12 protein-coding genes and 1 pseudogene are annotated in these 12501 nt (G+C 47.9%); 10 read left to right on the plus strand and 3 right to left on the minus strand.

The features are described from left to right. On the minus strand, window positions 1–508 hold a 508-nt coding region (gene dgt, locus ACTIE6_RS25780), incomplete at its 3' end, for a dGTP triphosphohydrolase (protein WP_439559359.1). A gap of 180 nt (window positions 509–688) precedes the next feature. Between dgt and ACTIE6_RS25785 the strand changes: the two genes are divergently transcribed. The 6 genes from ACTIE6_RS25785 (at window position 689) to ACTIE6_RS25810 (ending at window position 4881) form a co-directional block, all read left to right on the plus strand. After that, window positions 689–1738 (plus strand): DUF3500 domain-containing protein, encoded by a 1050-nt coding sequence (locus ACTIE6_RS25785; RefSeq protein WP_439559360.1) that lies wholly within the window; start codon window positions 689–691, stop codon window positions 1736–1738. 714 nt (window positions 1739–2452) lie between these two features. Next, window positions 2453–2812, plus strand: coding sequence for an endonuclease domain-containing protein (locus tag ACTIE6_RS25790; RefSeq protein WP_439559370.1), 360 nt, complete (start codon window positions 2453–2455; stop codon window positions 2810–2812). An 8-nt stretch (window positions 2813–2820) separates the two neighbouring features. Beyond that, window positions 2821–3486, plus strand: a complete 666-nt coding sequence (locus ACTIE6_RS25795; protein WP_439559361.1) for a pseudouridine synthase — start codon at window positions 2821–2823, stop codon at window positions 3484–3486. Between the two features lie 62 nt (window positions 3487–3548). After that, window positions 3549–3917, plus strand: a complete 369-nt coding sequence (locus tag ACTIE6_RS25800; protein ID WP_439559362.1) for a YccF domain-containing protein — start codon at window positions 3549–3551, stop codon at window positions 3915–3917. Between the two features lie 21 nt (window positions 3918–3938). Continuing rightward, complete coding sequence (locus ACTIE6_RS25805) at window positions 3939–4703, plus strand: NAD(P)H-quinone oxidoreductase (RefSeq protein WP_439559363.1); 765 nt, start codon at window positions 3939–3941, stop codon at window positions 4701–4703. Then, the gene (locus tag ACTIE6_RS25810; RefSeq protein ID WP_439559364.1) at window positions 4651–4881 is read left to right on the plus strand and encodes a zinc-binding dehydrogenase; all 231 of its coding nucleotides are present in this window, start codon (window positions 4651–4653) and stop codon (window positions 4879–4881) included. The genes ACTIE6_RS25805 and ACTIE6_RS25810 overlap by 53 nt, the downstream gene beginning before the upstream one ends. 23 nt (window positions 4882–4904) lie before the next feature. Here ACTIE6_RS25810 and ACTIE6_RS25815 read toward each other — a convergent pair whose 3' ends face one another. Beyond that, window positions 4905–5639, minus strand: a complete 735-nt coding sequence (locus tag ACTIE6_RS25815; RefSeq protein ID WP_439559365.1) for an alpha/beta fold hydrolase — start codon at window positions 5637–5639, stop codon at window positions 4905–4907. Between the two features lie 51 nt (window positions 5640–5690). Then, complete coding sequence (locus tag ACTIE6_RS25820; protein ID WP_439559366.1) at window positions 5691–7640, minus strand: TonB-dependent receptor plug domain-containing protein; 1950 nt, start codon at window positions 7638–7640, stop codon at window positions 5691–5693. A 105-nt stretch (window positions 7641–7745) separates the two neighbouring features. Between ACTIE6_RS25820 and ACTIE6_RS25825 the strand changes: the two are divergent. The 4 genes and pseudogenes from ACTIE6_RS25825 to ACTIE6_RS25840 form a co-directional block, all read left to right on the plus strand. Then, window positions 7746–9233: pseudogene (locus tag ACTIE6_RS25825) on the plus strand (PLP-dependent aminotransferase family protein). Between the two features lie 75 nt (window positions 9234–9308). Beyond that, window positions 9309–10649, plus strand: coding sequence for a D-arabinono-1,4-lactone oxidase (locus ACTIE6_RS25830; RefSeq protein WP_439559367.1), 1341 nt, complete (start codon window positions 9309–9311; stop codon window positions 10647–10649). Window positions 10650–10741: 92 nt separating this feature from the next. Next, window positions 10742–11416, plus strand: coding sequence for a TetR family transcriptional regulator C-terminal domain-containing protein (locus ACTIE6_RS25835; protein WP_439559368.1), 675 nt, complete (start codon window positions 10742–10744; stop codon window positions 11414–11416). Between the two features lie 2 nt (window positions 11417–11418). Beyond that, a partial coding sequence (locus tag ACTIE6_RS25840) for an ABC1 kinase family protein (RefSeq protein ID WP_439559369.1) occupies window positions 11419–12501 on the plus strand: 1083 nt, incomplete at its 3' end.

The raw sequence follows: 12501 nt of genomic DNA on the forward strand, positions 1-12501 counted from the left end.
AGGGGTGTGTGAGTATCCTGAATGCATTTGCGTTTCCTTCAAAATGGATCAAATCTGCCCATTGTGCCTCTGTTACCTGCGACTTGTATTGTAATCCATCGTCGTGTGTGAAGTAATGCGAAATCGCCGCTTCTCCCGAATGTCCGAAAGCCGGGTTACCCAGATCGTGGGCGAGGCAAGCAGCGGAAACAATATTTCCTATCTCGCTGATCAATGGATATTTAACATCAATTTCACTGTCATCGGAGCAGAGTTTGTTATAGAAAATCCTGCCGAGCGATTTGCCTACACTTGCTACTTCCAGGCTGTGCGTAAGCCGGTTATGCACAAATACACTCCCCGGCAGGGGGAATACCTGCGTTTTATTTTGAAGTCTTCGGAAAGGAGAAGAAAAAATGAGCCTGTCGTAGTCGCGCTGAAATTCTGACCTGGCTTCGGCCGGATTTGCATTGTATTTGTCTTCGCTTCCCCATCGTTTGGCGGAAAGCAGTTTATCCCAATTCATCATATCGTTGTCTTATTGCAGTAAAACTAGTCTGTTTCCCGCAATTCCCTTCGGCACTGACATAGAACATTCTGTGACTGGTTGCATTATGATGGTAGTTTCTTTCCAGCTATTCCTTTCTTTTTACAAACGGAGATTTCACATTCTCAACCAGTCGCTACGATGAGGTACTCAGGATTTAAAATGATCATAATAGCGCTCCTGTTTGGCGGGGCGCTGCTTACCGGGCAAGTTGTCGCCCAGGGAGCCAAATCACAGCCTGACGAAAAGCTGGTGAAGCAAATGGAGGCTGCGGTTAATGTATTCCTGAAATCGCTCAGCGCTGACCAGCAAAAGCAGGCGCTACTATCTTACCAGGATTCCGCCCGTTTTGACTGGAACTTCACACCCCGCGCCAGAAAGGGACTTACATTCAAACAAATGAATGCAGATCAGCGGAAGGCCGCCATGGCGCTGGTAAGAGTTGTGCTGAGCCAGGAAGGGTATAGTAAAGCGGAGCAGATTATTGATCTTGAAAATGTACTCAGGGTTGTAGAAACCCGCCCTGCAAACGATACGTACCGTGATCCCGAAAATTATGCATTCCTGATCTTCGGCAAGCCTGGCAGCGATCCCTGGGGCTGGCGCGTAGAGGGACACCATTTATCACTCCATTTTTCATCCATCAAAAACCACATTACCTACACACCCAGTTTTATGGGGAGCAACCCTGGAAAAGTGCTTGCCGATGTACCGCAAAAAGGCACGGTTATTTTTAAGGATGAACAGGAGATTGCATTCAAATTGCTGCATAGTCTCACAGAAGCCCAGCAGAAAAAGGCGGATCTGGGCTCCAAAGCACCGAATGAAATATTTACTTCCAATTCCCGGAAAGTGGTTCTTGAAAAAATAGAAGGGATAGCAATGGAAGAACTGAACGCAGCGCAGAAAGCGACGTTTAAAGACCTGATAATGGTTTACCTGCAACGCTACCACGTTACGCTCAAAAATCAACAGTGGTCGGAACTTGAAAAAGCGGGTTTGAACAAAATCCAATTCGCCTGGATGGGCGACCACGAACCAGTGATAGGCGCAGGCCACGGCCACTACTACCGCATTCACGGCCCCACATTCCTGATCGAATTCGACAACACCCAAAACGGCGGTAATCATATCCATTCCGTTGTGAGGGATCTTACCAATGATTTTGGAGAAGATTTGCTGCGGGCTCATTATGAGAAGGGGCACCGTTGAATAGACCAGAATGTTACTACGGATAATTGAATCGATAGTCGCTGAAATTTCAGGTATTTTCGATCAAACCTGATGGGGGAGGACCCCTAAATCCCCTGGCAGGGGACTTTCTTTTGCTTTGATTAAGATTTTAATTTCCCCGTTGACTCCCCTTCAGGGGCTGGGGGTAAAACATGCACTACGACACTGGTTGATACCTTCGCGGAAGCAAATCTATCGTCTGCAAGTTTAAAGCGCAGGCGGAGAACCTGATGGGGGAGAGGACCCCTAAATCCCCTGGTAGGGGACTTTCTTTTGCTTTGACTATGGATTTCTAATTCCCCATTGACTCCCCTTTAGGGGCCGGGGGCAAAACATGCACTATGACGCTGGTTGACACCTTCGGGGAAGCAAGTTTATCGTCTGCCGGTTTAAAGCGCAGGGGGAACCTGATGGGGGAGAGGACCCCTAAATCCCCTGGCAGGGGACTTTCTTTTTCACTCCCTATCAACTCCCCTTCAGGGGCCGGGGGCAAAAACATGCACTATAACAATGGTTAACACCTTCGCGAAAGCAAATTTATCGTCTGCAAGTTTAAATCGCCGGCGGGGAACCTGATCGGAAAGAGACCCCCAAAACCCCCTGTTAGGGGACTTTGTTTTGCTTTGATTAAGATTTTAATTTCCCCCATCAACTCCCCTTCAGGGGCAGGGGGCAATAACATGCACTATGACAATGCACTACGGCGCTGGTCCGATAACCTTTGCCAGGGCTCAGCAGCTCAGAAAAAGCGAAACCAGAGCGGAAAAGCTCCTTTGGGAGAAGCTATCCAATAAACAGTTGGGAGTGAAATTCAGAAGACAGCATCCTCTGAATTACTTTATCGCTGACTTCTATTGTCACTCTTTGAAACTGGTAATCGAGGTTGACGGATCAATTCATTCATTGGAGGAAAATAGGGAGTGGGATCAATTAAGAACCAGCTTGATTGAGGAATTTGGAATTCGGTTGATACGATTTACGAATGAGGATATCTATTTTAGATTGGGAAACGTGATCGAAACTATTAAATGCATTATTGCGGAGAATAAGTAACTTCACAAATGACCCAACCGCCTCACCGTTACTTTATAATCAATAAGCCCACAAATATGGTTTCCCAGTTCGTCAGCACGGATGCGGTTGGGCTACTGGGGGATCTGGATTTTGACTTTCCGCCGGGTACCCACGCCATAGGGCGGCTGGATAGCCAGTCGGAAGGTTTGCTGATACTTACTACCAACAAACGCGTGACAAGGCTGCTTTTTACAGGAGAAGAGCCGCACCGGCGTACTTACTGGGTCAATGTAGGTCACCACGTCAATGAGCAAACCCTGGAACTGCTGCGTAACGGGATCGGGATTGAAATAAAAGGCGGCGCGCAATACATTACTTCTCCCTGCGAAGTCGAGATTATAGACAGGCCCGCAATTTTAACCAGACACCCAAATGAAACCTGGGAAAATGTGCCGAATACCTGGCTGAAAATCACATTGACAGAAGGTAAATACCACCAGATCCGCAAAATGGTGCGTACCGCCGGACACAGGTGCAAGCGGCTGGTCAGGGTAAGTATCGAAGATCTCGAATTGGGCGATTTGCCGCCGGGCCAGGTCCGCGAGATTGAGGAGACCCGGTTTTTTGATTTACTTAAAATTAAAAACTGGCAATCAGCCGATATTTCCAGTGACTGGCGCACCCGACCGCCTGTAACAAACCCGGAACACTGAGCCGCTGCATTGCTAGTTTTATGCGACCTGAATAATCAATCGCACAACTAAACTTCCCGGCTATGAACCTCATCGGAAACATCATCTGGCTTATTTTCGGCGGCTTTATTGTTTTTCTCGAATACATGATCTCAGGCTTTTTGCTCTGTCTGACGATCGTCGGTATCCCGTTTGGCATTCAGTGTTTCAAAATCGGATTTCTGACATTATTTCCATTTGGTCAAAATGTGCGGGAAGTGCCGGGTAACACAGGTTGCTTGTCAACTATTTTTAACATTCTCTGGATTGTACTTGGTGGGATCTGGATCGCATTGACGCACTTGGTTTTTGGAATAATTCTTGCCATTACCATCATCGGATTACCGTTTGCCAAGCAGCATTTCAAATTAATGAGCTTGTCATTTACACCTTTTGGAAAGGAAATCTATTAACCAAAACCGAAAGTATCCCGCATGAAAGCCGTCGTAATCACGCAGCCTGGCGCACCCGAAGTTTTGCAAATGCGCGAGAAGGAGATTCCCGAGCCGAAAGCTACCGAGGTACTCATCAAAGTATATGCAGCTGGGATCAATAGACCCGATGTAATGCAGCGACAAGGCAAATACCCGCCGCCAGTCGGGGCGCCCCAGGATATACCCGGGCTAGAAGTTGCGGGCGTGATCGAGCAGATAGGGAGCGAAGTTGCTGACTGGAAGCCAGGCGATCAGGTTTGTGCATTACTCTCAGGCGGCGGCTACGCCGAATATGCGGTGGCGCAGGCGGGAAATTGTCTGCCGGTACCTGCCGGTTTCAGCTTTGCAGAAGCGGCTTCTTTGCCGGAAACTGTGTTCACGGTCTGGCACAATGTATTTCAGAGAGGTAATTTCAAAGAAGGTGAACACTTACTCGTGCACGGAATTGGTATCACAGCTATTCAACTTGCAAAAGCATTCGATGCCAGGGTATTTACAACAGCCGGTTCAGCCGAAAAATGCAAAGCTTGTCAAGACCTCGGCGCCGATATCTGCATCAACTATAAAGAAGCAGATTTTGAAGAAACCCTGAAAAACGAAGGTGTGGACGTAATCCTGGATATGATCGGCGGCGACTATATACCGAAAAATATCAGGCTGCTGCGGAAGCAAGGTGAAATCAGAGTCGGACCAGGTGGATTTCAGTTTGATTATGCGAAAGCGGCTCACCATTACCGGCAGTACATTGAGGAACCGGGAGAATGAATTCAAAACCAGGCTCGCGTCGGAAATCAGGGAAAAAGTTTGGCCGGTGCTTGAAAACGGATCTTTTAAGCCGGTTATCTATCGTCAGTTCCCGCTCCATGAAGCTGCCAGGGCGCATGAGTTAATGGAAAGCAGCGGACATATCGGGAAGATTGTCCTGGTGAACAGCTGGGATTAGTTACTGTTCCAGCAACTTTTTGTTCAAAATGCTGGAAATCTCCTCAGCCTGCGCATAACCATTAAATGCCCCGCTCCTTCGATTACTACATCCGGCTGCACCAGCTTGATCGAAATCAGCTTGTCGGCGCTTCCGTGAATGTGAAATATATTGGCGGCCTTCGTTTTCCGTTCCCAGGTACTCATTCTTACCAGCGCCCATTTCAGGAATTTACTGTCGGTATCATGAAAAATTGCTTTGAGCAAAGCTTGGAGTTCGGGGGTATCTGCACCAAAATATCTATAAACGTACTTGTTGGTCGACTTCAAAACCGGCGCTGCAAATGGAGAAAGCAGCAGAAATTTGATCAACCCGCGATTGAATGCAGAAACCGGAATTCCCACCGACGTACTCGAAATAAGCACAATCTGCTCCGGCTGCACAATCCGCGAAATCTCGCTGGCAATCACCCCGCCGAAAGACAAGCCGACCAATTTGAACGGTTTCGTTGTATCAATCTGCGCAATTAGTCGCTCGGCGTAATGGGCGAGTGTTTCCTTTCGCTGCGGTTTGATCCATTGAATGTGGTTGACCTGGATCTTATCGTCAAGGTTAAGTTTGTCGAAAACCCGCTTATCCGCGCCGAGGCCACTGATGAAGTATACATTCATTTTGGAGGATTCAGGTAATCCGGCGCTTTTCCCGGCAAAGAGATTTTGGTTAAAAGCATTTGCCAGGATCATAAAAAGAGAAAGCGCAATTCGTTTACCAGGAATCATAAGTGATTGTTAACTCCTGAATATACGAACTGCGCCTCAATAACGATTTCGCTACTTTATCAGATTGAACCGTACCCCGCCCGAAACCCAGCGGCCGGGCATTTTTGCACCCAGTAAGTCGCTGTATTTTGTGTCAAATGCATTATCTGCCTGCACGAAAACTGCCAGCATTCTATTCAAAAACGCATATTCCGCCCGCGCATTCAGGATAAAATAGTTTTTCGAAATACTGGCTTCAATCGCCGAAGCCTCGCGGGCTGCCCGCTGTTTGTACAAACCATTCAAACTCAGCGAAAAGCTTTTTACCTGGTAAGTAGTTGAAAAGTTGAACAAAAACCTGGCGTGCGAGGATACGTAAAATGAAGGTACCTGGTTGCTGTTCTGACTGTCGAGCCACGTTAAGCCTGCATTCAGGAGCAGTTTCTGATCAGCGCCGATATTGCTGGCAGATTGAATGTCGAGTTCAAAGCCGGTTGTATTCACCTCGGCAATATTCAGTGCAAGTCCGAAGTTTCCTGTGGGCGAAAGATTGTCTTTGCGCGGCATTTGCGCGTAAGGTGTGGTAACATAATCGATCAGGTCATTTTGCAGCCTCTGGAAAAAGGTACCCGAGAGTTTGAGTTGCGAAGTGTTATTGGTGGTCAAAAACCAGTCTGCACCCACTTCATAGCTGAAAGAACGTTCAGCTTTCAAATCGGGATTTCCCACATTGCCACCGGTTACCAGTGCTTTGTTGTAGTTATTAAAACGTTCTGTAAAATCGGCGTCTCGGATTGTCTTACCCGCACTGCCGCGCAGCTGCCAGCTGTCTTTTTTGTAGGATAAAGTAATTTGCGGAACAGCTTCCGTGCCGATACTTTGCCGCCAGTCAATGCGAACGGAAGGCGTTACCGTGAAATTTTTACCAAAACTCTGAACCAGGGATACAAACGGCGCAAGCTGGTGAATGGAATGATTTCCCCGGTCGTTTGATTGGATATTCCGGTTTTGGTAGTTCAATCCTCCGATCAGACTAGTAGCCGGCGAAAAAGCCTGCTGCCAGGTAGCAAGCCCCTGCCACAGCCGCGACTTGCTGTTATTCGCCACTGCATGCGGATTAAATGCATAGGTATCTTCCACAAACTTATAGCCCGCATTGACTGCAAATGTACTTTTGTTCTTCTGATAGCCCAGCCGCAGCTGGTTCCAGGAAGTTTTTACCTTTTCACTTGCGGTATCTGATTTTAGCACTGTATAAAAATTCTGCGCAGCGAAATCCCGGTGATCGTAAGAGCTGCGTACTGCTACATTCCACGCATCAGAAAGCCAGTAATTCAGCGAGAGCGAAGCAGTATTGTTGTGAAAATAGCCTTTGGTACCGCGCTGCTGAACGCCCGTTGCATTGTTTGACAACACCCCGCCCGAAACTGCCAGTTTGTTGATCTGGTAAAAAGCGCCGGCACTTGCATTCAGTAAACCATACTGCCCGGCAGAAACACGCGCATTCACATTCGTTTTCGTGCCCGGGGTATCTTCATAACCGTGCATTAACCGGGCGGCAAAAGTTTTTGAGATCACGTGAACAACCCCGCCCACCGCATCAGATCCATAAATGGCCGAAGAAGCGCCTTTCAGAACCTCTATTCGCTCGATTTCAGAGGGGGAAATGGGAATGTAGCTGTTGAAATGTCCCGTGTTCGGATCATTGAGCCGGATCCCGTCGAGGATTACCAGTACCTGCTGGAAAGTGCCTCCGCGAAGTACAATGTCGCTTTGCGATCCCATTGGTCCGCGCGCCTGGATTTCCACGCCCGGCACGTACCGGAGCAGGTCGTCGATACTGTGCACCGGCAGGTTTTGAAAAGCCGCCCCATTGATCACCGCAATATTCCGCCCCGTCTCCGAAGCCCGTTTCTCCACGATAGAAGAAGTAACAGTCACAGGATCCAAAGAAATTTCCTGAGCCCGCAGCCGCGCAGCAACAAAAACCAAAACAGCAATTGAAAAATAAAATCGAATCATAAATAAAATGAATTAAAACATCCTCCCTTTCCTCCATCCTCCTTCCTCCCTTACGAACAAAACTACTACCTTGCCGGACCGTCCAAATACTCCGGTTTTAAACTAATGAATAGTCCGGTTGAAATACCATTCCGAAATGTAATCCTGCTCGACCGCCTTTCCGGCACGCCGGTGTACCTGCAAATCGCGCATAAAATGATCAATGCGATCCAGCGCGGGTTACTTGCAAATGGTGCCAGGCTTCCGGGTACGCGCGCACTGGCGGAAACGCTCAATGTACACCGCAAAACGATAGTAGCCGCTTACCAGGAACTGTACGCGCAGGGCTGGATTGAAATGCTGCCCAACAAGGGTACTTACGTTACATATCGCTCTCAGGATTTTGGGGGTAAGAATTTGAATTTCAATGCCGAAGATCTGGTCAGCTACCCGCAGGCAGCCGGGTTTGCATTTGAAAAAAGTATGTTGCTCGATCGCCCGGTTTCCGTTTCCAATGTGGAGCTGGAATTCACCGACGGACTGCCCGATGTGCGGCTCGCGCCGCTGGATAAACTCGCCAAAACCTACTCCGGCGTTTTGCGCAGGAAAAACAGCCGCAAATACCTGGGTTACTCGCATGTAGAGGGCAATGTATATTTCAGGGAAAAGCTGGCGACTTACCTTAATAATACGCGCGGCCTGCACATCCACGCAGATAATATCCTGACTACGCGCGGCATTCAAATGGGAATTTACCTGGCTTCGTCGCTGCTTATCAAGCGCGGCGACAGGGTAGTAGTGGGCGATTTGAGTTAGTACACGGCCAATCTGATTTTTCAAAATGCCGGCGCGAATATCCTTTCGAGTCCGGTGGACAGCCACGGAATTTCGGTCGAGGCACTTCGGAAATTGTGTGAAACCACGCCGATTAGAATGCTGTACCTCACGCCGCACCACCATTATCCGACTACCGTTACGCTTTCCGCTGAGCGGAGAATGGAGCTGCTGGGGCTCTCGGCAAAATACGGGTTTATCATCCTGGAAGACGATCACGATTACGATTTCCATTATAACAGTAGTCCGGTGCTGCCGCTTGCCAGTGCCGACCGCGCTGGGATGGTGGTATATATCGGCTCATTTTGCAAGGCACTTGCGCCCGGGTTGCGGTCGGGTTACATGGTTGCGCCTGCCAATCTCATCGCTGAGCTAGGAAAGTTACGCCGCATTATGGACCGGCAGGGCGACTTAATGATGGAGCAGGCGCTTGGTGAAATGCTCGACGAGGGCGAGATACAAAGGCACATCAAAAAAGCGCAGAAAACCTACCACCAGCGCCGCGACTTTCTTGCCATGCAGCTGGAAACGCATTTGCATGAATATCTGACTTTCAAATCACCACCCGGCGGACTCGCTTTCTGGACAGAGTGGCGCAAGGATATCAACCTGATGCGCGTGAGTAAAGCTTGTTTGAAAGAAAACCTGCATCTTCCGCAAACCCTTTTATTCCAGACCGGAAAGCTGAGCGCGGTGCGGCTGGGTTTTGGTAATTTGAGTGAAACAGAAATGACAGAAGCAATCTCAATCCTCAAAAATACGCTCGACAAAATGCATTAAGAAGGAGCTGCTGCGATTTCGAATTATTCAATTAATTTGGGGTAAAATCATATAACCGGCCCGGCAGCTTCTCTTATGAAAAAGCGAACTTTTATCAAACTATCGTCAACATTAATGGCAGCTCCTATAATCCGTCCGCTTATCGGCTGGGCAGCAGATGAAAAAATGAAAAACTGGGCTGGTAACCTGGAATACAGCACCAACAAGCTCGATGCAGCCAGGAATGTACAGCAGGTTAAAGATATTGTAACCAAATACCCGAAGCTAAAAGTGCTCGGCACCCGGCATTGCTTCAACAATATTGCCGATACGAAAGACCAGTTTATTTCCGTAACAGACGCTGAGCAGCAGATTGTACTGGACGAAAAAGCCAAGACGGTAACTGTTAATGGAGGTTTGAAATACGGCCAGTTGAGTCCGGTTTTACATCAAAAAGGCTTTGCATTACATAACCTCGCGTCGCTGCCGCACATTTCGGTGGCGGGCGCTTGTGCTACTGCCACGCACGGATCGGGTGATGAGAATGGAAACCTTTCTACTGCGGTGGCTGCATTGGAAATGGTCACTGCAAATGGGGAAGTAATAAAGCTGAGCCGGAAAAATGATGGGGAAAAATTCAATGCGGCAGTGGTTAACCTCGGTGCATTGGGCGTAGTTACACAAGTGACGCTGGACGTGGAGCCTACTTTTATGATGGGGCAATATGTGTTTGAAAACCTTCCATTGAGCCAGCTGAAAGACAATTTCGAGAAAATCGAATCCAGCGGATATAGTGTGAGTTTGTTTACAAACTGGGCAAATCAGGATATTGCTGAGGTTTGGGTGAAGTACAAGGAAGGCAGCGACGCATTCAAACCTGAAAAGGAATTTTTCGGTGCCAGACTTGCTACCAAAAACCTGCACCCGATCCCAGAACTCTCCGCCGAAAACTGTACCGAACAAATGGGCGTGGCCGGTCCCTGGTACGAGCGGATGCCGCATTTCAAAATGGGCTTCACGCCGAGCAGCGGTAAAGAGTTGCAATCAGAGTACTTCGTGCCGCGCAGGAATGCAGTTGAAGCGATTATGGCAGTTTCCAAACTCGGAAAACAGATTACACCGCACTTACTCACTTCCGAAATCCGCACGATCGCGGCGGATAATCTCTGGCTCAGCCCGGCTTATAAACAGGATTCGGTGGCGATCCATTTTACGTGGAAACAGGATTGGCCGGCTGTGAGCAAGTTACTACCTGTGATCGAGCGGGAGTTAGCACCATTCAATGTAAGGCCGCATTGGGGAAAGCTTTTCAGCATTGCGCCCGAGCTTCTTGAAAAAAGATACGAGAAGCTGGCCGATTTCAGGAAGCTGGCCAAAGAATATGATCCCAAAGGAAAATTTGCAAACGACTTCCTGAAGATGAACGTATTTGGGTGAAACTTTGCGGTATTCAGGCTGCAAAACTGGCACGATTACGCCGCCGTTTACGTTATTGGGTGTAGACATTTTTGTGCTAATCCAAACTAACAATGGCGACTAGACTAAAAGAACTTCCGGCTGCTGCACAGGAAATTACTTCCGATAGAATTACTGAGTTATTCATGCAATACTGTCTTGAAAACAACAAGAAGCCCGAATCGGTGTACTTGTTCTGCAAGCAAAACGGTATTGTTGAAAAGGATTTTTACAAACACTTTTCGTCGATTGACGCAGTTGAAAGATCCGTTTATGTGAGCTTTCACAAACTGGCCGTTCAGCTGATTGATCAGAGCGGCGAAGTGGATACATTGAGTTTCAGGGATAAACTCCTGACTTACTACTACACGTACTTCGAGATTCTGACCGCCAACCGCAGCTTTGTGATTTTCTCATTGCAGGAAAACAAAAACAGGCTGAGCGGGCTGATGAAGCTCAAAGATTTCAGGACGAATTTCAAGGCATTTACCTCGCAGATCAGCGAAGGTTACCTTAAAGTCAGGAGCGAGCGCATTCGCAAGGCGCAGCAGGATGCATTGGAGGAAGGCGCGTGGATACAGTTTTTGGTTACACTGAAATTCTGGCTCGACGACGAATCTATCGGTTTTGAAAAAACAGATCTTTTCATTGAAAAATCAATCCGCGCGACATTCGATCTGATTGATACAAGTCCGCTCGAAAGTGTGATTGATTTTGGAAAATTCATTTTTAAAGAAAAGCTGAGGTAGGAATGGAGACGATTGATAGTATACCCACCTCTAAAATTCGGCGTGCCACTAAATTGATTACAACCGGTGTGAAAATCGGGGGTAACTATTTGAAATATTACGGGGAAAAAATCACGAACCCTGAATCGGCGCGTGACAATCTGAACACGAATAATGCAGAGGATATTTATGACAGTCTGAAAAACCTGAAAGGCAGCGCCCTGAAAGTAGCGCAAATGCTGAGTATGGAGAAGAATTTTCTTCCGCAGGCTTACGTCGAAAAGTTTTCGCTGTCGCAATTTTCAGTACCCCCGCTTTCTGCGCCGCTGGTGATTAAAACTTTCAGGAAGTATTTTGGTAAATCACCGCTCGATTTGTTCGACAGCTTCAACCCGAATGCAATCAATGCAGCGAGTATCGGTCAGGTTCATAAAGCGACTAAAAACGGCAAAGAGCTGGCTGTGAAGATCCAGTATCCGGGCGTGGCTGAGAGTATCTCTTCTGATCTCGCGCTGGTGAAGCCGATTGCGATGAAAATGTTCAATATCCAGGCGAAAGATTCGGACAAATATTTCAAAGAAGTTGAGACGAAGCTGACGGAAGAGACGAATTATAACCTGGAAATTGCGAGTAGTACCGAAATAGCCGAAGCTTGCGCGCACATTCCAAACCTGCGTTTCCCGTCTTACTATCCCGAATTTTCGTGCGAGCGCGTGATTACGATGGACTGGATGCAGGGCAGGCATTTATCTGAGTTTTGCAAAACAAACACGGATCAAGCCCTGGCCAATAAGATCGGGCAGGCGCTTTGGGATTTCTATATGTACCAGGTGCACCAGCTACGGAAAGTCCATGCTGACCCGCACCCGGGCAACTTCCTGATCGACGAGCAGGATAACCTGATCGCCATTGATTTTGGCTGCATTAAGGAAATTCCGGAATCGTTTTACGTTCCGTATTTTGATCTGGCTGAGCCCGAAAAATTGAATGATCCCGCTACTTTCCGCCAGGGACTGGTTGATCTGGAAATACTTCAGCCAAAGGATACGGAGAAGGAAATTGTTTATTTTTCAAATCTTTTCAGGGATATCCTGAGCTTGCTCACA

The sequence above is a fragment of the Dyadobacter sp. genome (assembly GCF_051859145.1).
Taxonomy (GTDB): domain Bacteria; phylum Bacteroidota; class Bacteroidia; order Cytophagales; family Spirosomataceae; genus Dyadobacter.